The organism is Mesorhizobium sp. B2-3-14 (assembly GCF_006442175.1).
Taxonomy (GTDB): domain Bacteria; phylum Pseudomonadota; class Alphaproteobacteria; order Rhizobiales; family Rhizobiaceae; genus Mesorhizobium; species Mesorhizobium australicum.
The window spans coordinates 81336-103546 of sequence record NZ_VFVP01000014.1 but is presented as its reverse complement, the minus strand read 5'-3'; the positions used below and the strand labels follow the sequence as shown (position 1 = coordinate 103546).

Below are 22211 nucleotides of genomic sequence, written 5' to 3'. Positions count from 1 at the left end.
GCTATTGCTCAACTAAGACTGAAGTCCCTCCAGCTACCAGCCGGAGGCGTTCAGCCCAAATGCCTCACACACGGCGCGCGCGGTCTCGGCGCCGGAAAAATTCTGCTGCCCGGTGATCAGGTTGCGACGCCTTCGCTGGACCGGATCATGCCGCCGTCCAGTCCCACGGCTTGGCGCTGTCTCGCTGGCGTTTCGGTCGGCACCGCCTCGCCTCGCCTGGATGACGGCCCCATGGAATTTCATTCCCCGTCTGGCCACCGGATTGGCACGATCTATCTTCTTTCCAACTGCGATCGGCTGGAAAAGACGCTAGGGTTGACCCATGGAGGCTCCGACATGAGTGAGCATAGAAAAACCACGGCCGACAGTGGCTCCTCGGATAGGGCGCTCTCGCGCCTCCGGCCGCCCTATGCGTCGTTGCTCGATCTGATCGGGCAGACGCCCATCGTCGAGCTGACCAAGTTCGACACCGGAAAATGCCGGCTGTTCATCAAGCTCGAGAGCCAGAACCCTGGCGGCTCGATCAAGGACCGTATCGCGCTGTCGATGATCGCGGCGGCCGAAAAACAGGGCAAGCTGAAGCCCGGCGGCACCATCGTCGAGGCGACAGCCGGCAATACCGGCCTTGGCCTCGCCCAGGTCGGCATTCCCAAGGGTTACCGCATCATCCTGGTCGTGCCCGACAAGATGTCGCGCGAGAAAATCCAGCATCTGCGCGCGCTCGGCGCGGAAGTGCGCATGACGCGTTCCGATGTCGGCAAGGGCCATGCCGAATACTACCAGGACATGGCGGAAAAAATCGCTGCCGAACTCCCCGGCGCCTTCTACGCCAACCAGTTCGCCAACCCTGCCAACCCGCTGGCGCATCAGACGACCACCGGGCCGGAGATTTTCTCGCAGCTTGACGGGGATGTCGACGCGGTGGTGGTCGGCGTCGGCTCGGGCGGCACGCTGACCGGACTTGGCCGCTACTTCGCCGAGGTGTCGCCGAAGACGGAGATGGTGTTGGCCGATCCGGTCGGCTCGGTGCTGGCGCCGCTGATCAAGACCGGCAAGATGGAAGAGGCGGGAAGCTGGACCGTGGAAGGTATCGGCGAGGATTTCGTGCCGCCCAATGCCGATCTGTCTTTGGTCAAGAAGGCCTATTCCATCACGGACAAGCAGAGCATGCTGGCGGTGCGGGATCTGTTGTCCCGGGAAGGCATCCTGGCCGGTTCTTCCTCCGGGACGCTGCTATCGGCGGCGCTGCGCTATTGCCGCGAACAGACGGTGCCCAAGCGCGTCGTCACCTTCGTCTGCGACAGCGGCAACAAGTACCTGTCAAAAGTGTTCGACGATTTTTGGCTGGCGGAACAGGGACTGGCCGAACATGAACAGCATGGCGACCTGCGTGACCTCGTGATGCGCACTCACCGTACCGGCGACACTGTCTATGTCGGGCCGGACGAGAGCCTGCTCAATGCTTACGGACGCATGCGCCGCTCCGATGTCTCGCAACTGCCGGTGCTCGACAATGGCAAGCTCGTCGGCATCGTCGACGAGAGCGACATCCTTGCCCATGTCGACGGCCCCTACGACGGGCGCTGGGAGCGCTTCAACGGCCCGGTGCGCACAGCCATGACCTCGAACCTGCACACGCTGCAGGCCAGCCAGACGCTGGACGCGCTGCTGCCGGTGTTCGACCGCAACGAGGTTGCCATCATCTTCGACGGCGACGAGTTCGTCGGCCTGATTACCCGCATCGACCTGATCAACCATCTGAGGCGCGCACGATGACAACATCCGGAAAGAACCGCCTGGCGTTTTCGACGCGCACCATCCATGGCGGTCAGAGCCACGACCCGCTCACCGGTGCGGTGATGGTGCCGATCTACGCCACCTCGACCTATGGCCAGCAGTCGCCCGGCGTGCACAGGGGTTTCGAATATGCCCGCAGCCAGAACCCGACACGCTTCGCCTTCGAACGCGCCGTGGCCGATCTCGAAAGCGGCTCGGCGGCTTTCGCATTCGCTTCCGGCCTGGCGTCGATCGCCACGGTGCTCGAATTGCTCGATTCCGGCGCGCATATCGTCGCCACCGACGACATTTATGGCGGCTCGTTCCGGCTGATGGAGCGGGTGCGCAAGCGCTCGGCCAATCTGCAAATTTCCTTCGTCGATTTCACCAATCTGGCCGCGGTTGAAGCCGCGATCCGGCCGGAAACAAAAATGCTTTGGGTCGAGACGCCGACCAATCCATTGCTGCGCATCGTCGATCTCGAAGGCGTCGCGGCGTTGGCGAAGCGCAAGGGGATCTTGTCCGTCGCCGACAACACCTTCTGCAGCCCCTACATCCAGCGGCCGCTGGAGCTCGGCATCGACATCGTGGTCCATTCGACGACGAAATATCTGAACGGCCATTCCGACATGGTCGGCGGCGTCGCAGTTGTCGGCGACAAAGAGGATTTGGCCGATCGCCTGAAATTCCTGCAGAACGCCATCGGAGCCATATCCGGCCCGTTTGATAGTTTCTTAGCGCTGCGCGGTTTGAAGACCCTGGCGCTCAGGATGGAGCGTCATTCCGCCAACGGCCTCAAAATCGCGCAATGGCTGGAAGCGCGAAAAGATGTGCGCCGCGTCATCTATCCCGGCCTCGCCAGCCATCCCCAGCACGCCATCGCGGTCCAGCAGATGCATGCCTTCGGCGGCATGATCACGGCTGTGCTCGATCGCGATCTTGCTGGCACAAAACGCTTTCTCGAACGCACGCAGCTGTTCACGCTGGCCGAAAGTCTTGGCGGGGTGGAGAGCCTGATCGAGCACCCGGCGTTGATGACGCATGGCTCCATTCCCGCCGAGAAGCGGGCGGAGATCGGCATATCGGATTCGCTGGTGCGGCTGTCGGCGGGGATCGAGGATGGCGACGATCTGATCGCCGATCTGGATCGGGCGCTGGGAGGCTGAGTGCCTTTCGGCTGACCGAGGCCCGTGTTGCTCGCGGGCATGCGCTGCGTCGCGCCTTGCTCCGCCCACGACGATGAACTGTCGTCTCGCCGATCTGAACCAGATCAGGCGTCGTGTTTGTGGCGATGCTTTCCGCGATCCTTCTCGGCGTGGGACTCTCCGGAGCGCACCGGCTTGGCGTTGTCCTTGTCGCGGCGCCCTCGGTGCTGGTCGCCTATCGGAGATAGCGGCACGCCGTGGCGCGCGGTTTTCGTTTCGAGACGGGTGATGAAAATATCGAAGCGATTGGGCATCGTCCGGTCAGTGCTCCGTCGTGCTGTCGGGTTTGTTGTCGGAAAGCCTGACATCCGTCGGCAAGGCAATCGCGGCCTGCTTGGTCAGGCTGGTGTCGTCCCGGGCTGGCAGCCGCTTGTCCTGGCGTGCGGCAATTCGGCCGCGGCCGGCATAGTAGGGCTCGAAAGCGTCCTGTATCGTCAGGCTGTCCATCCTGTCCTCCCTTGGGAATCAGGGGCTAAATCTGCCAAAACCGGTTTCGTTCCCTACTGTGGCGAAGGAATGGCGATTGCCTTACATCGGTGTGAGTTTTGCAAGCCGGCGCCAGCCATGCCAAATGGGTTTGGCAGGCCAAACAGGGCTGAACGGAGACGGCATCGGTGACTGGCGAGACGGGCAAGCGCAGCTATGTGGTCGGGCAGACCGAGATCGCGGCCCGTCCGCTTGACCCGGCGCTCTATCTGGTGGCGACGCCGATCGGCAACCTCGCCGACATCACGCTGCGCGCGTTGGAGACGCTGGCCGCCGCCGACATCGTCGCCTGCGAGGACACGCGTGTGTCGCGCGTGCTGCTCGACCGCTATGGCATCCGCCGGCGCACCACGGCCTATCATGAACACAATGCGGGCGAGGCCGGGCCGAAGCTGATCGCGGCGCTCGAAGCCGGCCAGAGCGTTGCGCTGATCTCGGATGCCGGCACGCCGCTGGTCTCCGATCCCGGCTACCGGCTGGTCGGCGAGGCGCTCGACCACGGCATCCGCGTCGTGCCGATCCCCGGCCCCTCGGCGCCGCTTGCCGCGCTGACGGCGTCGGGCCTGCCGTCGGACGCTTTCCTGTTCGCCGGCTTCCTGCCGGTTAAATCCGGACAACGCCTGGCCCGGCTGGAGGCGCTGAGAGCCGTGCCGGCGACGCTGATCTTCTTCGAATCGCCGCGCCGGCTGGCCGAGTCGCTCGGCGCCATGGTCGAGGCGCTGGGCGGCGAGCGCAAGGCCGCTGTCGGCCGCGAATTGACCAAGACGTTCGAGGAGATGCGCACCGGCACGCTGCGGGCGCTCGCCGACCACTACGCGGGGGCCGATACGCCCAGGGGCGAGATCGTCGTCTGCGTCGGCGCCGCCGAGGCCAAGGCCGACGAACCTGAAGACATCGATCGCCTGCTCTTGTCGCTCGCCGCTGAAATGCCCGCCTCCAAGGCGGCGGCGGAAGCGGCGAAAATGACCGGCGGCCAGAAGCAGGCGCTATATCGGCGGCTGCTCGAGCTCAAGGACAGACCATGATCGCGAAAAGCGGAAACCGGTTTTCTCGGACAAACGGTTCCGTTTGTCCAAAAGTCATGGCCGAGCAACGAGAAACCAGCGGTGGCTGAGCGCCCGAGCGCCAGCCGCCAAAAGGCCTACCGGCGCGGCCATCGCGGCGAATGGCTGGCGGCGGCCGCGCTGATGTTGAAGGGCTACCGGATTCTCGCGCGCCGCCACCGCACCCGCTTCGGCGAGATCGACCTGATTGCGCGGCGCGGCGACCTCGTCCTGTTCGTCGAGGTCAAGGCGCGCCGCACGCTGATAGAGGCCATGGAGGCGATCGGTCACGAATCGGAGCGCCGCATCGAGGGTGCTGCCGATATCTGGCTGTCCCGCCAGCCCGACTATGGCAGGCTGTCAATGCGCTTCGACATGGTCGCCGTGCTGCCGTGGCGCTGGCCGGTGCATGTCCCGAATGCGTTTTACGGAAGGAGTTGACAGAAATCCGTGCGAGGCAGCCCCCTCATCCGGCCGCTAGGGGAGAGGTCGGGTTGCCCCGAATTGCCCCTCTCAATTCGGTTGGCAATCCCGGTGAGGGGCCTGCAACAACGCACGTTCAGCCCCAGATCATCAACGCCACCAGCCCGACGATCCCCACCACCAGGCGCCACCAGCCGAACAGCGAGTAGCCGTTGCGCGAGACGTAGTCGAGCAGGTAGCGCACCACGACCAAGGCCGTGACGAAAGCGGCGACGAAGCCGATGGCGATGATCGGCAGATCGGCCGAGGTCAGCACGTTGCGGTTCTTGAACAGGTCGAAGGCGAAGGCGCCGACCATGGTCGGGATGGCGAGGAAGAAGGAAAATTCCGCCGCCGCCCGCTTGTCTACACCCAGAAGCAGCGCGCCGACGATGGTCGAACCCGAACGCGACGTGCCGGGGATCAGCGACAGGCACTGGAACAGGCCGATCTGCAGGTAGAGTCTGGTCGGGAACCGCTCGACGTCGCGATAGACCGGCTTGAGGTTCATTCGGTCGACGACCAGCAGCACGACGCCGCCGATGATCAGCATGATGCAGATCAGTCGGGGTGATTCGAACAGCACCGTCTTGATGAAATCATGCGCCAGCGCGCCGATGATCGCCGCCGGCAGGAAGGCGATGAGGATGCCGATGACGAAATGCCGCGTCAGCCGGTCATGCGGCAGGTCGAGCAGCATCTGCCACAGGCGCCGGAAATAGACGCTGAGGATGGCCAGGATGGCGCCGAGCTGGATCAGGATCTCGAAGGCCTTGCCGGTCGACTGGAACCCGAGGAAATGGCCGGCGAGCAGGATGTGGCCGGTCGAGGACACCGGGATGAATTCGGTCAATCCCTCCAGTAGGCCAAGCAGCAGGGCTTCGACGATGGTCTGGCTTTCCATTTCTACCTCGGCATTGGCGTGATGGCTAGCAGAATGGCTTGCTTGTCATGGCGCCGAAGTCCCCCTATAGGTCGCAACACCCCTGACGGCCCGCTAGCCGGGCAGCCAAGACTTACCGGTGCGCCCTGCGATTCGCCAGTGTGGCAATCCGGAATTCGCCACACCTGGGACGAGCGCGACGCGCGAATTCCGGATTCTGAACGACACCAGTGCGCTTTATCATCGCGGAACCATGCTGACGCTTTTCCACCATCCCATGTTCGCCACCTGCCGCTTCGTCCGCCTCGCCTTTGGCGAGTATGGCGAGGAGCTGGCGCTGATCGAGGAAAAGCCGTGGACGCGGCGCAAGGAGTTCCTGGCGCTGAATCCGGCCGGAACACTGCCGATCCTGCTGGCCGAAGGCGACGTGCCGATCATCGGCGCGACGGTGATTTCCGAATATCTCGACGAGACGCGCGGCGTGCTCAAGCGCGACAAGCGGCTGTTCGCCGAGGACCCGATGCAGCGCGCCGAAATCCGCCGGCTGATCGACTGGTATCTCAACAAGGCCGAAAGCGAAGTGACGCGCCATCTGGTGCGCGAACGCGTGCTGAAGCCGGTGATGCCGGAAACGGCGGGCGGCGGCTCGCCCGATTCAGGCGCCATCCGCGCCGCGCGTGCCAACATCCGCCAGCACATGAAATACACCAACTGGCTGGCGGGCACCCGTCATTGGCTGGCCGGCGGCAGGGTCACCTATGCCGATCTGGCGGCCGCCGCGACGCTGTCGGTGCTCGACTATCTCGGCGAGATCGACTGGCGCGAACACCCCGCCGCGCGCGAATGGTACACGCGGGTGAAGTCGCGGCCCTCCTTCCGGCCGCTCCTGACCGACCGCGTGCGCGGCCTGTCGCCGGTATCGCACTATGCGGATCTCGACTTCTGACGCGTCGAAACTGCGCGCGCTGATCGACGCGGAGGCGCGGCGCGCCGGCTTCGACGCGGTCGCCGTCACCACCCCCAATGCCATCCCGCTGGCGCCGGCGCGCCTGGCCGAATTCGTCGCCGACGGCTTTCACGGCTCGATGGACTGGATCGCCGAGACGATTGCGCGCCGCGGCGAGCCATCCACGCTGTGGCCCGACGTGCGCTCGATCGTCGTGCTGGCGATGAATTACGGGCCGGACCATGATCCGCGCGACGTGCTGGCCAGGCGCGATCGCGGCGCGATCTCGGTCTACGCGAAAAACCGCGACTATCACGAGGTCATGAAGGGCCGGCTGAAGGAGATCGCCGGCAAGATCGTCGCGCGCGCCGGCGGCGACGTGAAGGTCTTCGTCGACACGGCGCCCGTGATGGAAAAGCCGTTGGCGGAAGCAGCGGGGCTGGGCTGGCAAGGCAAGCACACCAACCTGGTCAGCCGCGAGCACGGCTCCTGGCTGTTCCTCGGCACCATCTTCACCACGGCCGAACTGGAACCGGACAAGCCCGAGATCGACCATTGCGGCTCCTGCCGCGCCTGCCTCGACGCCTGCCCGACCGACGCGTTCCCCGCGCCCTACAGGCTCGATGCGCGGCGCTGCATCTCCTATCTCACGATCGAGAACAAGGGGCCGATCCCGCATGAATTTCGGGAAAAGATCGGCAACCGCATCTATGGCTGCGACGACTGCCTCGCCGCCTGTCCTTGGAACAAATTCGCCCGCGCCGCGTCCGAGGCCAAGCTCGCCGCGCGCGACGATCTGCGCGAGCCGCCGCTCGCCGATCTCTTGGCCCTCGACGATGCCGGCTTCCGCGCCTTCTTCTCCGGTTCGCCGATCAAACGCATCGGCCGCGACCGTTTCGTCCGCAACGTGCTGATCGCCGCCGGCAATTCCTGCGACGGCGCGCTCGTCGGCGTCGTCCGGGACCTGCTCGGCGATGCCTCGCCGCTGGTGCGGGGCGCGGCAATATGGGCGCTGGCGCGGCTGGTGCCGGAAACCGAATATGCCGAACGGGCCGCGAACGGCTTGAACAGTGAGGACGACGCGGCGGTGCGCGAGGAATGGCGCCTGGCGCGGCCAAGCAGGGCGCATCCATGAGCGGAAAACAGGTCTTCATCTTCGGTGCCGGCTATTCCGGAACGGCCTTTGCCCGCGCCAATAGGGGAGCCGCCAGCATCTTCGGCACGACACGCTCCGAGGAAAAATTCGAAGCGCTGCGCCAGGCCGGCATCGTCCCGCTGCTGTTCGACGGCAAGTTGACGAACGAAATCGGCGCTGCGCTGGAGAAAACCACGCATCTGGTGGTTTCGGTCGGCCCTGAAGAAGCCGGCGATCCGGTGTTGAATGCCGCTCGCCAGGCAATCGCAGGGATGCCGGCGCTGGAATGGATAGGCTATCTCTCGACCGTTGGCGTCTATGGGGATCATGGCGGCGCCTGGGTCGACGAGATGGCCGCCTGCCGGCCGGTGTCGAAGCGCTCGGTGATGCGGGTCGAGGCCGAGCGGGCCTGGCAGAGGCTTGGCGAGGACATCGGGCGCCCAGTGGCGATCCTGCGGCTGTCCGGTATTTACGGTCCCGGCCGCAACGCGCTGGTCAATCTGGAGAACGGCACTGCCAGGCGGCTGGTCAAGCCGGACCAGGTGTTCAACCGCATCCATTGCGACGACATATCAGGCGCGCTGTGGCATCTGATCAGCGGCAATAGAGGCGGCATCTTCAACGTCACCGACGATGAGCCGGCGCCGCCGCAGGATGTCGTCGCCTACGCCGCACATCTGATGAGCGTTGAGCCGCCGCCCGAAATTCCCTTCGACACCGCCCAACTTTCGCCCATGGCGCGGTCCTTCTATGGCGAGAATAAGCGGGTCGCCAATGCGGCGATCAAGGCGGCGGGCTATCGGTTTCGCTTTCCCGATTATCGCGCCGCTTTCGACCATATGTGGGCAAGCGGCGACTGGCGTGACGGTGCGCCGCGCAGCCCGATGAGGGGCGTGAAGGGATAGGATGATCGAAGCGTGGCGCTTGGCGTGGTATGATGCGGCGATTGCAGCCACGGGGGTGCGGTTCATGAAATCATCGATGCGGTCGCTTTGCCCCAGAAATGCGGTATTGGCGGCAGCGCTGGCTCTGGCAGGCCTGGCCGCGCAGCCGGCAGCGGCCGAGGAGCGGGCGAAAGACCTGTTCGGCGCCGAGAAGCTGCCGACGGCCACCGCCCCGCAATCCTTCGGCTTCTATTCCAAGGGCTGTTTTGCCGGCGGCGTCGCCATTCCCATGGATGGTCCGACCTGGCAGGTGATGCGGCCATCGCGCAACCGCCGCTGGGGCCATCCGGCGATGATCGCGCTGATCGAGAGATTGTCGCGCGACGCCGTCGCCGACGGTTGGCCGGGCCTGTTGATCGGCGACATCGCGCAGCCACGCGGCGGCCCGATGCTATCAGGTCATGCCTCGCACCAGATCGGGCTCGACGCCGACATCTGGCTGACGCCGATGCCCGACCGCACCATGACCAGGGCGCAGCGCGAGACCATGAGCGCCACCTTGATGGTCGACGACAAGACGCATCTTGTGAAAGACGCGCTGTGGACGCCGGCGCACACGCGGCTTTTGAAGCGCGCGGCGAGCTATCCGGAGGTCGAGCGCATCCTGGTCAATCCCGGCATCAAGAAAAAGCTCTGCGACACGGTCAAGAGTGACCGCTCGTGGCTACGCAAGATCAGGCCGTTCTGGGGCCACGACTACCATTTCCACATGCGCATCGGCTGCCAGCCGGGCTCGCCCAATTGCAAGGCGCAGGAAGCAACGCCGGAGGATGATGGCTGCGGCAAGCCGCTGGCCTGGTGGTTCACGCAGGAGCCGTGGCGGCCGAACAAGAACCCGGATGCGCCCAAGGCACGTGACCTGATGACGATGGCCAACCTGCCCAAGGAATGCCGCGCGGTGCTCGACGCGCCGGGACCTGCCTCGGCCGAGGCCGCGACCTATCACGGCGACGCCGTGCCGGTCGCGGTGGCGGTGCCTGAGCCGGAAGCGCCGTCGCTGCCCGCCGTCACGGCAAGCGGCACCGCCGGCCTGCCAAGCGCGGTGAACGCCTTCACCGCGACGCCCGAGGTCGGCGTGCCGGTGCCGCGGCCACGGCCGCCAGCGAAGTGATTGGCGCGCCACCCGCAGGCTCAATCGGTTTAGCCCCCGTTTTCATGAAACAGTGGCCGTTTGGCCGCAGAGCTTCTCCTTGCGCGCCACCAGGTCCGAAAACCGTTTCCCTTTTCAAACTCATGCGCTAGTCAACGCAGGAACCGCGAATGCCGTCGCGGGCGCCGGGGGACGGACGAGAGCATGCCAAGCACAGGCGATGACGAGACTTTGCTGCGGTTTCCGATCCTGATCGGCGATATCGGCGGCACCAATGCGCGGTTTTCGATCGTGCTCGACGCCAATTCCGAGGCCGGCGAGCCGATCATCGTCCAGACCGCCAATTACAACACCATCGACGAGGCGATCCAGGCGGCGGTGCTCGACCGCTCGTCGGTCCGGCCAAATTCGGCGGTGCTGGCCGTGGCCGGCCCGGTCGACGGCGATGAGATCGAGCTCACCAACTGTCCCTGGGTGGTCAAGCCGAGGCAGATGTTCGCCAATCTTGGGCTGAGCGACATCGTCGTGCTCAACGATTTCGAGGCGCAGGCGCTGGCCGTCGTGGCGCTTGGCGAAGAGCATATGGAAAAGATCGGCGGCGGCACGCCGGAGCCCAATGCCGGCCGCGTCGTGCTTGGCCCCGGGACCGGGCTCGGTGTCGCCGGGCTGGTCCACGCGCTGCATCACTGGATCCCGGTGCCCGGCGAAGGCGGCCATATGGACATCGGACCGCGCACGCCGCGCGATTTCGAGGTCTTCCCGCATATCGAGAAGCTCGAGGGCCGCATTTCGGGCGAACAGATCCTGTGCGGACGCGGTCTCGTCAACGTCTACCGGGCCGTGGCCAGGGCGGATGGCAAGCCGTCGCCCTTCACCACGCCGGCCGAAGTCACCGGTGCGGCACTGGCCAAGACCGATCCGGTGGCGCAGGAAGCGCTCGAGACCTTCGTCACCTGCCTCGGCCGCACCGCCGGCGACCTGGCGCTGGTGTTCATGAGCCGGGGCGGCGTGTTCCTCACCGGCGGCATCGCGCAAAAGATCGTGCCGGCGCTGAAGGAGGGCAATTTCCGCGCCGCCTTCGAGGACAAGGCGCCGCACAGCGCGCTGATGCGCACCATGCCGGTCTACGTCATCACCCATCCGCTCGCCGCCCTTCTCGGCCTTGCCGCCTATGCCAGGAACCCCTCGCTGTTCGGCGTCCAGACATCGGGCCGGCGCTGGCGCGACGAAGTTAGTCACCCCAAGGCATAGGCAAGCCGGCTGCTTGGCGGTAATAGGGGTGCCGAATTGCCCGGCCACGGGAAGCGAAACCGACAAAGCCCTCTGATTTGACACTTCAAACTCCAAACAAGCTGAAAGCCCGGCCCGGCGAGGTCACAGCGGTGCTGCGCCGCATTCTCGCTGAGAACAGCCACGACTATCGCTGGACTTATGTGATGGTCATCACCTGCTCGCTGATCGTTTCGGGCACGACCGCCTTCACGGCCTGGATCATGGCCCCGATGGTCAACCAGATCTTCTACGAACGGCGTGGCGACGCGATCGTGTGGATCTGCGCAGGCTTCATGGCGGCCTTCCTGCTGCGCGGCTTTGCCGGCTATGGCCAGGCGGTGGCGCTGGCCAAGATCGGCAACAATCTGGTGGCGCGCTACCAGAAGCGCATTTTCGATCACCTGATGAAGCTCGGCGTCGGCTTCTTCAATGATACACGCTCCGGCCGGCTGGCGGCGCAGGTCAACGAAAACGTCGGCGGCATCCGCGACCTCCTGTCCTTGACGCTGACCTCGATCACCCGCGACGCGGTGACGCTGCTCGGCCTGCTCGGCGTCATGGTCTACCAGGATCCGGTCCTGTCGCTCAGTTCGCTGCTGATCGGACCGCCGCTGATCTGGGCCGTCGTCTACCTCACCCGTCGCGTGCGGCGCATTACCCGCGAATCCGTGCTGATCAATTCGCGCCTGATCGGCGCCGTGCAGGAAGCCACGCAAGGCATCGCCATCGTCAAGGCCTTCACCATGGAGGACGAACTGTCCAGCCGCATCGGCAAGCTCGCCAGCGACGCCGAACAGCGCTCGAACAAGATTGCCCGCGTCTCCGAACGGCTGTCGCCGATTTCCGACATGCTGGCCGGCTTCGCCGTCACCTCTGTCATCGCCTATTCCGGTTACCGGGCTCTGGTTCTCGGGCAGCCGCCTGGCGCGGTCTTCTCCTTCATCACGGCGCTGATCCTGGCCTATGATCCGGCGCGCCGCCTGGCACGCATGCAGGTCGGCATGGAACGGGCTCTGGTCAATGCACGCATGATCTACGAGCTGCTCGACCTCGAGCCGAAGCAGGGCGACGCGCCTGGCGCCACCAAGGCAAACTTCACCACGGGCGAAGTGCGCTTCAACAACGTGTCCTTCCGCTATGTCGAGGAGACGCCTGTCCTTCAGGACCTCAGCTTTGTCGCCGCCGCCGGCAAGATGACCGCCGTCATCGGCGCCTCCGGTGCCGGCAAGACCACACTGGTGGCGCTGCTGCAGCGCTTCTACGACGTCGAGAGCGGTACGATCGAGATCGATGGCCAGGACATTTCCAAGGTCACCAAACAGTCGCTGCGCGGCTCGATAGCCTATGTCTCGCAGGCGCCCTATCTGTTCGAGGGCACCATCCGCGACAACATCCGCTATGGCCGCCCCTCGGCCACCGATGCCGAGATCGAACAGGCCGCGCGACTGGCCGCGGCCGACGAGTTCATCCGCCAGCAGCCGCAAGGGTATGACACGCCGGTCGGCGAGAATGGCGCCACGCTCTCCGGCGGCCAGCGCCAGCGCGTGTCGATTGCCCGCGCCATTGTGCGCCAGGCGCCGATCCTGCTGCTCGACGAGGCGACATCGGCGCTCGACAACGAGGCGGAAGCGCGCGTCCAGCAGGCGCTCACCAAGGTCATGGAAGGGCGCACCACCATCGTCATCGCGCACCGCCTGTCCACCGTGGTCAATGCCGACCACATCATCGTGCTGGAACAGGGCCATCTGGTCGAAGAGGGCACGCATGCCTCGCTGATGGCCGACCCGCACAGCGTCTATGCCCGTTTCCACCGGATACAGGGCGTCAAGGGCCTGGGGCTTGTCGACGACAGCGCCCCGGCCGAAACTTCGGTTCAGGAACTAGAGACCCAGGACATCGCCGGGAGCACGCCATGAGCGAGACCACATCAGGCGAGCCGGCCGGCGATATGGGCCTTGTGGTGGCCGGCGCGGCCGGCCGCATGGGCCAGACGCTGATCCGCGCCATCCACGCCATTCCGGGCGCCCGCGTCATCGGCGCGGTCGAGCGCCCGGATTCGCCTCACCTGGGCAAGGATGCGGGGGAACTCGCCGGCGTCGGCCGCATCGACGTGGCGATCGGCAGCGATCCGTTGCCGGTCTTCGCCAGGGCCGACGGCGTGCTCGATTTCACCACCCCGGCCTCGACGGTCGAGTTCGCCGGTTACGCGGCGCAGGCGCGCATCGTCCATGTCATCGGCACGACAGGCTGTTCGGCCGACGACAACGCGAAAATCGCTGCCGCCGCCCGCCACGCGACCATCGTCAAGTCGGGCAATATGAGCCTCGGCGTCAATCTGCTGGCGGTGCTGGTCGAACAGGCGGCACGCGCGCTCGACGCCGACGATTTCGACATCGAGATCCTCGAAATGCACCACAGGCACAAGGTCGACGCGCCTTCGGGCACGGCGCTTCTGCTCGGCGAAGCGGCCGCCGCCGGGCGCGGCATCGCGCTGGCCGGCAATGATGTGCGTTCGCGCGACGGCCATACGGGTGTGCGACAAACCGGCTCGATCGGTTTTGCCACGTTGCGCGGTGGCTCGGTGGTTGGCGACCACAGCGTGATCCTGGCCGGCACCGGCGAGCGCATCACGCTGTCGCACCATGCCGAGGACCGCGCCATCTTCGCCCGCGGTGCCGTCAAGGCCGCACTTTGGGCGCATGGCCAGAAGCCGGGACTGTATTCGATGCGGGACGTGCTTGGGCTTGCCTGAAACGACCCTGAACCATCTTCGTTCTTACGCAGGACGGAAAACCACTACACACTTTTCCTGGAATGCCCGGACCCCAGAGGAGCAAAAATGTCGAGAACCCTCGTGCTCGTGCGCCACGGCCAGAGCGAATGGAATCTGAAGAACCTGTTCACCGGCTGGCGCGACGTCGACCTGACGGAGCAGGGCCATGCCGAGGCCAAGGCCGCCGGCCAAAAACTCAAGGCGCGCGGCCTGAAGTTCGATATCGCCTTCACCTCGGCGCTGATCCGGGCGCAAAAAACCTGCCAGCACATTCTCGACGCGGTCGGCCAGAGCGACTTGCAGACCGTTCGCGACCAAGCGCTGAACGAGCGCGACTATGGCGACCTCTCCGGCCTCAACAAGGACGACGCGCGCCAGAAATGGGGCGAGGAGCAGGTGCATGTCTGGCGCCGCTCCTATGATGTGCCGCCGCCCGCCGGCGAAAGCCTGAAGGACACCGGCGCCCGCGTCTGGCCCTATTACCTGCACGATCTGCAACCGCATGTGCTGCGTGGCGGCACGGTGCTGGTCGCCGCCCACGGCAATTCGCTGCGCGCGCTGATCATGGCGCTGGACGGCAAGTCAGGCGAGGAGATCGTCAAGCTGGAACTCGGCACCGGCGTGCCGGTGATCTACCAGCTCAACGCCGATTCGACCGTGGCTTCGAAGGAAGTGCTGGAAGGCTAAGCCGGCAAGCGAGCAGCGGGTTTAAAAAAGCGCGTTGACAGCAATCGCTTGCCCGCTTATTGAGCCCGCACCAGCCCAGATGGCGGAATTGGTAGACGCGCACGGTTCAGGTCCGTGTTCCGCAAGGAGTGGAGGTTCGAGTCCTCTTCTGGGCACCAAATTCCCGTTTCGAACCATTCGATCGGTTCAGAGACCCTGAGAAAAAAGCCCGGTTCGTCCGGGCTTTTTTCTTGCCCGATGACCTGCCCTCCTGGCCAGTCCCCGAACAAACCGCTTCAAACCGCGCGTCCCCTTCGCTACGCTCGCAATCATGTCTCAATCCAGCACCGCGATCTTCGGCGCCCGCCGCGACCAGGCTTTTCCCGTCCTCGCCGAGGCGGAAATCGAGCGCATGCGGCGGTTCGGCGAGGCCAGCGCCTATGCCGCCGGCGAGCACATTTTCGAGGCCGGCGATGTGTCCCCGGGGCTGATCGTGGTGCTGGCGGGCAAGGTCGACATCACCCAGGACGGCAAATTCGGCCGGCGCGAGACGATCGTCACGCATGGCCCGGGCAGCTTCGCCGGCGAGCTGGCGCAGCTTTCGGCCCGTCCGTCGCTGGTCAATGCCCAGGCGGCCGAGCCGGTCGAGGCGTTCGTCATCCCGTCGCAGCGGCTGCGCGACCTGATGGTGCAGGAGGCCAATCTCGGCGAGCGCATCATGCGGGCGCTGATCCTGCGCCGCGTCGGGCTGCTCGAGAGCGGCACGATCGGTCCCATCATCGTCGGACCTGCCGACAATGGCGACGTGCTTCGCCTGCAAGGCTTTCTCGCCCGCAGCGGCCAGCCCCACCGCGTGCTCGATTCCAAAACCGATCCTTGCGCGAAGACGCTGTTCGAGCACTTCCATGTCGATCCCCACCACCTGCCGGTCGTGCTGTGCCCGAATGGCAGGCTGCTGCTCAATCCGGCGGAGAAGGACCTCGCCCGCTGCATCGGCCTGCTGCGGCCGGTCGACGCCAGCAAGGTCTATGACGTCGCCATCGTCGGCGCCGGACCGGCCGGTCTGGCGGCGTCGGTCTACGCGGCCTCGGAAGGGCTGTCGACGATCGTGCTCGATTGCCGTGCCTTCGGCGGCCAGGCCGGCGCCTCCGCGCGCATCGAGAACTATCTCGGCTTCCCCACCGGCATTACCGGCATGGCGCTGATGGCGCGCGCCTACAACCAGGCGCAGAAATTCGGCGTTGAGATGGTCATTCCCGACGAGGTGAAGCTGCTCGGTGCCGCCGACGACGGCGCGCGCTACCAGCTCACGGTCGGCGACGGCGAGACGGTGCGCACGCGCTCGGTGGTGATCGCCAGCGGCGCGCGCTATCGCCGCCTCGATGTCGCCAATCTCGCCGAGTTCGAGGGCACCTGCGTGCATTATTGGGCCTCGCCCATCGAAGCACGGCTTTGCGGCGGCCAGGAAGTGGCGCTGGTCGGCGCCGGCAATTCAGCCGGCCAGGCGGCCGTCTATCTGGCCAGCCACGTCAGGAAAGTGGCGCTGCTGGCGCGTGGCGGCAGTCTCGAGGCCTCGATGTCGCGTTACCTCGTAGAGCGCATCAGGGCGCAGCCGAACATCGAGGTGCTGACCGGCGCCGAAATCGAGGCGCTGGACGGCGAGGCAGGCAATCTTGCCACCGTACGCTGGCGCGACCGCTCGAGCGGCGCCTCGACGACGCGGCCGATCCGCCATCTCTTCCTGTTCATCGGCGCCGACCCGAACACCGATTGGCTCGCCCAATCCGACGTGGCGCTGGATGCCAGGGGTTTCATCCGCACCGGATCGGACATAGCATCGGCGCATGGCGTGATGGAGACCAGCCGCAGCGGCGTGTTCGCCATCGGCGACGTGCGCTCCGGCTCGGTCAAACGCGTCGCGGCGGCTGTCGGCGAGGGCGCCCAGGTGGTGGCGGCGTTGCATGCATTTCTTGCGCGGGACGCCAGCCAGGCCGACGCGCCTCAAGTATGACCCCGAAAGTTGGGAACCGGTTTCGGAAAAGATCATGCTTCAATTGAGAGATAGGTCGGGAGAGTGTGATGGCGGATGGATGTAAGCACGCCGCTGGGATCAAGGACGTAACGCCGAGCGCGCTCGGCTGCGAGGAGTGCCTGAAGAGCGGTTCGTGGTGGGTGCATCTGCGGCTCTGCCGCACCTGCGGCCATGTCGGCTGCTGCGACGACTCCCCAAACCGCCACGCCACCAAGCATTTTCACGCCACCAGCCATCCCGTCATAGAGGGCTACGACCCGCCGGAAGGCTGGGGCTGGTGTTATGTCGACGAGGTCTTTCTCGACCTCGGCGACCGCACGACCCCGCAGAACGGCCCGATCCCGCGCTTCTATTGAGTGCCTCGAAGAGCCGGGGAAAAGCGGGTTCGGCTTGACTATCGCACCGAGCCCGTAACAGTTCGGTCGACATCCGGAGCGGATTTGCGATCGTTGCCGGCAAGGGCGGCGATGAGCAGCAGGCTGGCCACGACCGGAACGAACAGCACGGCGATGCGGGCCTGTACATGAAGGATGGCGCGCCATTCGCTGCGCTTGTCGGGGCTGTCGCTCATCATACTCACTTTGCCATGGACCCCCCCGCGAGGTCACATAGCCGTGAACGGTTAAGCAACTCCTTCCGACTTCGTTAACGCAGGTGTTCAAGCACGAAATTCAGCCGAGCCCGATCCGCCTGGCGCCTTGCCGAAACAACGCCTCGGCATCGGGCTCGAAGCGGAAAGTGGCGATGAAATCGTCGGCGCGGTAGTCCGGCAACGTCTTGCGGATGGCGGCGGCAAAGCCGCGCGCCTCTTCGAGCCGCCCCGCCAGTGCCAGGCAATGTGCCGCGATCGCCAGGATGATGGCGTGCGCGTTCGGCCGGGCGGCTGCCTTCAGCGCCCATCCGGCCGCCTCCTCGAACTGGCCGAGCCGGACGTGCGCCATGGCCCGCGCCCCCAGCATGCCGAACAGCAGCGGATCGAAAGGGCTGAGATGGCGCGAATGGTCGGAGGAGCCGATCGCCGCCCGCGGGTCGCCCGACTGCGAATGGACGAAGGACAGCGCATAATGGCCGAGCGCGAAATTGGGGCTGAGTTTGACCGCCTGTTCCAGTTCGCCGAGCGAGCCGTCCTGTTCGCCGCGCAGCCACAGCGCCCGCCCCATCGCCCAGTGCGCGGCCGGATTGTGGTCATCGACCAGCAAGCTCTGCCCGGCACTCTCGAAGGCCAGCGCGCTTTCGCGATCGCGGTCGCCCCAGCGCTGGAAGGCGTTCTGCCAATGGGTGAAGGACAGGCCGGCATAGGCGCGGGCGAAGGTCGGATCAAGCCGCAGGGCGCTGGCAAAGAAGTGCCGTGCCGTTTCGTTCTCGGCCTGCGTGAAACGGTACATGTGCCAGAGGCCACGGTGGTAGGCCTCCCAGGCATTGAGCGAGTTGGGAGCCTTGAGCAGGGCGCGGTTGCGTTCGACCGTCTCGATCTCGGACGAGATCGACGACACGATGCTGTCGCCAATGTCGTCGAGCACGGCGAAGATGTCGTCCGGACGGCGCTCGAACGTCTCGGCCCAGACGATCCTGGCAGTACGCACCTCGACGAGTTCGACGCTGACGATCAGGCGGCCGGCCATGCTGCGCACCGTTCCCGTGGCGACATAGTCGACCTTCAGCCGGCGGCCTGCCTCCTCGGGCGCAATACCTTTGTCGGCCAGCGCGAACACCGATCCGCGCGCGATGACGAAGAAATCCCGCAGCTTGGCGAGACGGGTGATGATGTCGTGGGTGAGGCCGTCGGCGAGCCCGCCGCGCGGACCGGCTTCCTCGACGAAAGGCATCACCGCCAGCGACGCGTGGCTCGGCTCGACAGGATCAGGAGCGGGCGGACCAGGGTTGGGCGGGTCTAGCGGGAACCCCGATTGCGATGCTGTGGACCGGCAGGCCGGCAGCGTCCGCGGCGAGGCAGCCGACTGCTGGTCGCGGATCGCCCGCCAGGCAGATTGCAGCGGGGCGAAATCCAGGTCTTCCGACTGGAACAACTGTGCCGCCACTACCAGATGCTTCTCGGCCGCGGCGATCTCGCCGCGCCTCGCGAGGCTCGCCAGCAGCGCCGTATGCGCGCGACCGTCGAAAGGCGCGAGTTCCACCCATCTATCGAGATGCGCTATGCCCTCGCCGCAATCATTGGGGAGACTGGCGACGAGCTGTTCCAGCACCGCCGCGTGGATCGACCGGAAGCGGCGACGCTGGCCGATTAGCCAGCTGTTGAAGTGCGGATTGCGTTCGAGCTCCAACCCGTCGAGAAAATCGCCGGCGAAGAGTTTGGCCAGCGCGCGCAACTGCTGCGCATCCAGCGTGCCGACCCCGTGCGTGGCGGCATGGCTGATCTCCAACGCATCGACAAGGCAGGCGTCGAGATCGAGCGCGACCGTATCGTCGTGCGTGCGGACACGGCGCCGGCCCGGCGTATCGAGGGCGCCGCGCAACTTGCTCAGGCACCAGCGCAGCTCGCCTCGCGGATCGTTCGGCACGTCCCACAGAAGTTCGCACAAGCGGCCGCGCCCGACCGGATGTGGCGCCAGCACGAGGTAGGCAAGCAGCGCTCGCAGCTTGCGCGAGGCCGGCAATGCCGTTGGCAGGCCGTTACGCGTGATCGCCAGCGGCCCGAGCAGCCGCACCGACAGGCACGGCAGGCCGCTGTCCTGCCTCGATGCTGCGGATTCCACGTCCGTTTCCACGCCTGCTCCCACGCTGGCCTGCCGGCCCCTTGTGTATCACCAAAAGCGACAAGGCGCATCCAGTGGCGGTCATTGCCGCATCGCCGGAACGTCAGTCTTAGCGCGGCAAGGTCTCGAAATCTCGCCGCCCAGGCCGCCGGTTTGTAACCGGCCCGTGAAGATGAACAGGATCGAGGAGATCAACCATGTTGAACAAACAGAAAATCAGGAGCACCGCAGGGCGCGGCCGCCTGTTCGATAGCATCCTGGACACCGTCGGCGACACGCCTGTTGTGCGCGTCAACAATCTCGCACCGGCGCATGCGACCATCTACGTCAAGGCCGAGTTCTTCAACCCGGGCGCCTCGGTGAAGGATCGGCTGGCGCTCAACATCATCGAAGAGGGCGAACGCAGCGGCGCGCTGAAGCCCGGCCAGACCGTGGTCGAGGCGACCAGCGGCAACACCGGCATCGGGCTTGCCATGGTCTGCGCGCAGAAAGGCTATCCGTTGGTCGTTACCATGGCCGACAGCTTTTCCGTCGAGCGCCGCAAGCTGATGCGCATGCTGGGCGCCAAGGTGGTGCTGACGCCACGCGCCGAAAAAGGTTTTGGCATGTACAAGAAGGCGGTCGAACTGGCCGAGGCCAATGGCTGGTTCCTTGCCCGCCAGTTCGAGACGGCCGCCAATGCCGCCATCCACGAGTCGACGACCGCGCGCGAAATCATAAACGATTTCGCCGGCTCGCGGCTCGACTGCTTCGTCACCGGCTATGGCACCGGCGGCACGGTCGTCGGCGTGGCGCGGGTCTTGCGCCGCGAACGGCCCGACACCCGCATCGTGCTCTCGGAACCGGCCAACGCGCAACTGATCGGCAGCGGCAAGGCGCAGCAGCGCGGTGCCGATGGCGCGCCAGCCGCCAGCCACCCGGCCTTCGAGCCGCATCCCGTCCAGGGCTGGACGCCGGACTTCATCCCCAACGTGCTGCAGGAGGCGATCGACGCCAGCCTCTATGACGAGGTGATGCCGATCGCCGGTCCGGAGGGCATCAAATGGGCGCGGGCGCTGGCGCGGAAGGAAGGCATCTTCACCGGCATTTCCGGCGGTGCCACCTTCGCCGTCGCGCGCCAGGTCGCCGAGAAGGCGGCGGCCGGATCGGTGATCCTGTGCATGCTGCCCGACACGGGCGAGCGCTACATGTCGACGCCGCTGTTCGACGGCGTCGAGGCTGAAATGGATGCCGATGAGCTGGCGCTCTCGCGCTCGACGCCCGGCTGCCAGTTCCCGGCTTGATAGGGAGATCGCCATGGACGTCGCGCGGGAATCTGCTGGCATGGTGGCCGAGGAAACGCTTGATCCGCCTGACTGGGCCGAAGTGCAGGCCCTGTCGCGCCGGGCCGTCGATGAAGCCGTCAACTATCTGCGCGACGTGCGAGACCGTCCGGTCTGGCGGGAGATGCCCGGCGAGGTGCGGGATCTTTTCACCGCACCCCTGCCGCGCTCGCCGGCACCGCTTGCCGTCGTCTATGGCGAGGTCTCCCGCACCGTGATGTCCTATCCGATGGGCAACATCCATCCACGGTTCTGGTCGTGGTATATGGGGTCCAGCAACTTCACCGGCGCGCTCGGCGATTTCCTCGCGGCGATCCAGGGCTCCAACCTCGGTGGCGGCAACCATGCCGCCGGACTGATGGACGGCCAGGTGGTGAACTGGTGCAAGCAGATGCTGGGCTTTCCAGACTCGGCCTCCGGCACGCTGGTCAGCGGCGGCTCGATGGCCAACATCATCGGGCTGACGGTGGCGCGCAACGTCAAGGCCGGCGTCGACGTGCGCGAGCACGGCGTTTCAGCCATCGAGAAGCCGCTGCGCTTCTATGGCTCGGACCAGATCCATTCCTGCCACCGCAAGGCGATGGAAGCGCTGGGCCTCGGCAATCGGGCGCTGCGCCGCATCCCGACAGATGCCGGGCTGCGGATCAATATCGACGCCTTGCGCGCGGCGATCGTCGAGGACCGGGCCGCCGGCTTCAAACCGGCCTGCGTCGTCGGCAATGCCGGCACGGTCAACACTGGGGCGACCGACGACCTGCGGGCGCTTGCCAAACTCGCTCACGAGGAAGGCCTCTGGTTCCATGTCGATGGCTGCATCGGCGCGCTGATCGCCATCGCCCCGCAAAACGCCCACCGCGTCGCCGGCATCGAATGGGCCGATTCGGTCGCGCTCGATCCCCACAAATGGCTGCATTCGCCCTTCGAGGTCGGCTGTGCCCTGGTCAGGGATGCCGCCGCGCACCGCCGGACCTTCGCGGTGACGCCGGAATATCTGGAATCGACGCCGCGCGGCCTCGCTTCCGGCGAATGGTTGCACGATTATGGTCTGCAGACGTCGCGCGGCTTTCGCGCCTTGAAAGTGTGGATGGCACTGAAGGAACATGGTGTCGAAAAATTCGGCCGCCTGATCGACCAGAACATCGCGCAGGTCTCCTATCTGGCCGGACTGATCGAGGCCGAGCCTTCGCTGGAGCTGGCGGCGGCGCCGACCATCAACATCGTCTGCTTCCGCTACCAGCCCGGTTTGGCGGGCGAAGCGCTGAAGGCGCTCAACACCGAGATCATGCTGCGGCTGCAGGAGCAAGGCATCGCTGCACTCTCCGACACCACCGTGCATGGCGGGCACTGGCTGCGTGTGGCGATCACCAACCATCGCACCCGACGCGACGATCTCGATCTGCTGGTGCGTGAAGTGGTGAGGCTGGGACGTGAGATCACCGCGCAGGGCCACGTGTCTTCCTAG

Annotated in this window: 21 protein-coding genes and 1 tRNA gene; 17 read left to right on the top strand and 5 right to left on the bottom strand. The window is 65.8% G+C overall.

Translation table 11 applies throughout. The features are described 5' to 3' along the window. Positions 1-336 precede the first annotated feature (336 nt). Complete coding sequence (locus tag FJ950_RS26715; protein ID WP_140619846.1) at positions 337-1776, top strand: pyridoxal-phosphate dependent enzyme; 1440 nt, start codon at positions 337-339, stop codon at positions 1774-1776. Next, positions 1773-2942: a PLP-dependent aspartate aminotransferase family protein gene (locus FJ950_RS26710; protein ID WP_140619844.1), complete on the top strand. Its 1170-nt coding sequence runs from the start codon at positions 1773-1775 to the stop codon at positions 2940-2942. Before FJ950_RS26715 ends, FJ950_RS26710 begins: the two co-directional genes overlap by 4 nt. Before the next feature lie 104 nt (positions 2943-3046). On the opposite strand, the gene FJ950_RS26705 is transcribed toward FJ950_RS26710, so the two are convergent. Both FJ950_RS26705 and FJ950_RS26700 read right to left on the bottom strand, forming a co-directional pair. Further along, positions 3047-3235, bottom strand: coding sequence for a hypothetical protein (locus FJ950_RS26705; protein ID WP_015314719.1), 189 nt, complete (start codon positions 3233-3235; stop codon positions 3047-3049). Between the two features lie 7 nt (positions 3236-3242). After that, positions 3243-3428, bottom strand: coding sequence for a hypothetical protein (locus tag FJ950_RS26700; RefSeq protein ID WP_015314718.1), 186 nt, complete (start codon positions 3426-3428; stop codon positions 3243-3245). A gap of 167 nt (positions 3429-3595) precedes the next feature. Between FJ950_RS26700 and rsmI the strand changes: the two genes are divergently transcribed. Both rsmI and FJ950_RS26690 read left to right on the top strand, forming a co-directional pair. Then, on the top strand, positions 3596-4492 hold the full coding sequence (rsmI, locus tag FJ950_RS26695; protein ID WP_140619842.1) for a 16S rRNA (cytidine(1402)-2'-O)-methyltransferase: 897 nt from the start codon (positions 3596-3598) through the stop codon (positions 4490-4492). A gap of 81 nt (positions 4493-4573) precedes the next feature. Then, positions 4574-4951, top strand: a complete 378-nt coding sequence (locus FJ950_RS26690; protein ID WP_015314716.1) for a YraN family protein — start codon at positions 4574-4576, stop codon at positions 4949-4951. Between the two features lie 118 nt (positions 4952-5069). Here the strand turns inward: FJ950_RS26690 and FJ950_RS26685 are convergent, their stop codons facing one another. Further along, positions 5070-5876, bottom strand: a complete 807-nt coding sequence (locus tag FJ950_RS26685) for an undecaprenyl-diphosphate phosphatase (protein WP_015314715.1) — start codon at positions 5874-5876, stop codon at positions 5070-5072. Positions 5877-6108: 232 nt separating this feature from the next. Here FJ950_RS26685 and FJ950_RS26680 point away from each other — a divergent pair, with 232 nt between their 5' ends. The 11 genes from FJ950_RS26680 (at position 6109) to FJ950_RS26630 (ending at position 17069) form a co-directional block, all read left to right on the top strand. Further along, the gene (locus FJ950_RS26680; RefSeq protein ID WP_015314714.1) at positions 6109-6801 is read left to right on the top strand and encodes a glutathione S-transferase family protein; all 693 of its coding nucleotides are present in this window, start codon (positions 6109-6111) and stop codon (positions 6799-6801) included. Then, positions 6782-7936, top strand: a complete 1155-nt coding sequence (gene queG, locus FJ950_RS26675; protein WP_140619840.1) for a tRNA epoxyqueuosine(34) reductase QueG — start codon at positions 6782-6784, stop codon at positions 7934-7936. Before FJ950_RS26680 ends, queG begins: the two co-directional genes overlap by 20 nt. After that, positions 7933-8841, top strand: a complete 909-nt coding sequence (locus FJ950_RS26670) for an SDR family oxidoreductase (RefSeq protein ID WP_140619838.1) — start codon at positions 7933-7935, stop codon at positions 8839-8841. The genes queG and FJ950_RS26670 overlap by 4 nt, the downstream gene beginning before the upstream one ends. Before the next feature lie 64 nt (positions 8842-8905). Continuing rightward, positions 8906-9991, top strand: coding sequence for a penicillin-insensitive murein endopeptidase (gene mepA, locus FJ950_RS26665; RefSeq protein ID WP_140619836.1), 1086 nt, complete (start codon positions 8906-8908; stop codon positions 9989-9991). A 183-nt stretch (positions 9992-10174) separates the two neighbouring features. Then, positions 10175-11221 carry a glucokinase gene (locus FJ950_RS26660; protein ID WP_140619834.1) on the top strand — a complete coding sequence of 349 codons (1047 nt, stop codon included), beginning with the start codon at positions 10175-10177 and terminating at the stop codon, positions 11219-11221. Positions 11222-11298: 77 nt separating this feature from the next. Continuing rightward, a complete protein-coding gene (locus tag FJ950_RS26655; RefSeq protein WP_015314709.1) occupies positions 11299-13158 on the top strand; it encodes an ABC transporter ATP-binding protein in 1860 nt (619 codons plus the stop codon). Beyond that, positions 13155-13994, top strand: a complete 840-nt coding sequence (gene dapB / locus FJ950_RS26650; RefSeq protein WP_140619833.1) for a 4-hydroxy-tetrahydrodipicolinate reductase — start codon at positions 13155-13157, stop codon at positions 13992-13994. The genes FJ950_RS26655 and dapB overlap by 4 nt, the downstream gene beginning before the upstream one ends. Positions 13995-14081: 87 nt before the next feature. Continuing rightward, positions 14082-14702, top strand: coding sequence for a 2,3-bisphosphoglycerate-dependent phosphoglycerate mutase (locus FJ950_RS26645; RefSeq protein WP_140619831.1), 621 nt, complete (start codon positions 14082-14084; stop codon positions 14700-14702). A gap of 73 nt (positions 14703-14775) precedes the next feature. Continuing rightward, positions 14776-14860: transfer RNA gene (locus FJ950_RS26640), tRNA-Leu, on the top strand. Positions 14861-15012: 152 nt separating this feature from the next. Beyond that, the gene (locus FJ950_RS26635) at positions 15013-16692 is read left to right on the top strand and encodes an FAD-dependent oxidoreductase (protein ID WP_140619829.1); all 1680 of its coding nucleotides are present in this window, start codon (positions 15013-15015) and stop codon (positions 16690-16692) included. A gap of 68 nt (positions 16693-16760) precedes the next feature. After that, positions 16761-17069 (top strand): UBP-type zinc finger domain-containing protein, encoded by a 309-nt coding sequence (locus tag FJ950_RS26630; RefSeq protein ID WP_140619828.1) that lies wholly within the window; start codon positions 16761-16763, stop codon positions 17067-17069. Between the two features lie 38 nt (positions 17070-17107). Here FJ950_RS26630 and FJ950_RS26625 read toward each other — a convergent pair whose 3' ends face one another. Beyond that, positions 17108-17284, bottom strand: coding sequence for a hypothetical protein (locus tag FJ950_RS26625; protein WP_181171149.1), 177 nt, complete (start codon positions 17282-17284; stop codon positions 17108-17110). Between the two features lie 100 nt (positions 17285-17384). After that, entirely contained in the window at positions 17385-19427 is a 2043-nt protein-coding gene (locus FJ950_RS26620) for a BTAD domain-containing putative transcriptional regulator (protein ID WP_246681376.1), read from the bottom strand. Positions 19428-19624: 197 nt separating this feature from the next. Between FJ950_RS26620 and cysK the strand changes: the two genes are divergently transcribed. Both cysK and FJ950_RS26610 read left to right on the top strand, forming a co-directional pair. Further along, positions 19625-20710, top strand: coding sequence for a cysteine synthase A (gene cysK / locus FJ950_RS26615; protein ID WP_140619824.1), 1086 nt, complete (start codon positions 19625-19627; stop codon positions 20708-20710). A 13-nt stretch (positions 20711-20723) separates the two neighbouring features. After that, positions 20724-22211: an aspartate aminotransferase family protein gene (locus FJ950_RS26610; protein WP_140619823.1), complete on the top strand. Its 1488-nt coding sequence runs from the start codon at positions 20724-20726 to the stop codon at positions 22209-22211.

Bases quoted from the DNA above. Each gene is read 5' to 3' on its own strand.
- FJ950_RS26715 (WP_140619846.1), top strand. From the start codon at position 337: ATGAGTGAGCATAGAAAAACCACGGCCGACAGTGGCTCCTCGGATAGG.
- FJ950_RS26710 (WP_140619844.1), top strand. From the start codon at position 1,773: ATGACAACATCCGGAAAGAACCGCCTGGCGTTTTCGACGCGCACCATC.
- FJ950_RS26705 (WP_015314719.1), bottom strand. From the start codon at position 3,235: ATGCCCAATCGCTTCGATATTTTCATCACCCGTCTCGAAACGAAAACC.
- FJ950_RS26700 (WP_015314718.1), bottom strand. From the start codon at position 3,428: ATGGACAGCCTGACGATACAGGACGCTTTCGAGCCCTACTATGCCGGC.
- FJ950_RS26685 (WP_015314715.1), bottom strand. From the start codon at position 5,876: ATGGAAAGCCAGACCATCGTCGAAGCCCTGCTGCTTGGCCTACTGGAG.
- FJ950_RS26680 (WP_015314714.1), top strand. From the start codon at position 6,109: ATGCTGACGCTTTTCCACCATCCCATGTTCGCCACCTGCCGCTTCGTC.
- queG (WP_140619840.1), top strand. From the start codon at position 6,782: ATGCGGATCTCGACTTCTGACGCGTCGAAACTGCGCGCGCTGATCGAC.
- FJ950_RS26670 (WP_140619838.1), top strand. From the start codon at position 7,933: ATGAGCGGAAAACAGGTCTTCATCTTCGGTGCCGGCTATTCCGGAACG.
- mepA (WP_140619836.1), top strand. From the start codon at position 8,906: ATGAAATCATCGATGCGGTCGCTTTGCCCCAGAAATGCGGTATTGGCG.
- FJ950_RS26660 (WP_140619834.1), top strand. From the start codon at position 10,175: ATGCCAAGCACAGGCGATGACGAGACTTTGCTGCGGTTTCCGATCCTG.
- dapB (WP_140619833.1), top strand. From the start codon at position 13,155: ATGAGCGAGACCACATCAGGCGAGCCGGCCGGCGATATGGGCCTTGTG.
- FJ950_RS26645 (WP_140619831.1), top strand. From the start codon at position 14,082: ATGTCGAGAACCCTCGTGCTCGTGCGCCACGGCCAGAGCGAATGGAAT.
- FJ950_RS26635 (WP_140619829.1), top strand. From the start codon at position 15,013: ATGTCTCAATCCAGCACCGCGATCTTCGGCGCCCGCCGCGACCAGGCT.
- FJ950_RS26630 (WP_140619828.1), top strand. From the start codon at position 16,761: ATGGCGGATGGATGTAAGCACGCCGCTGGGATCAAGGACGTAACGCCG.
- FJ950_RS26625 (WP_181171149.1), bottom strand. From the start codon at position 17,284: ATGAGCGACAGCCCCGACAAGCGCAGCGAATGGCGCGCCATCCTTCAT.
- cysK (WP_140619824.1), top strand. From the start codon at position 19,625: ATGTTGAACAAACAGAAAATCAGGAGCACCGCAGGGCGCGGCCGCCTG.
- FJ950_RS26610 (WP_140619823.1), top strand. From the start codon at position 20,724: ATGGACGTCGCGCGGGAATCTGCTGGCATGGTGGCCGAGGAAACGCTT.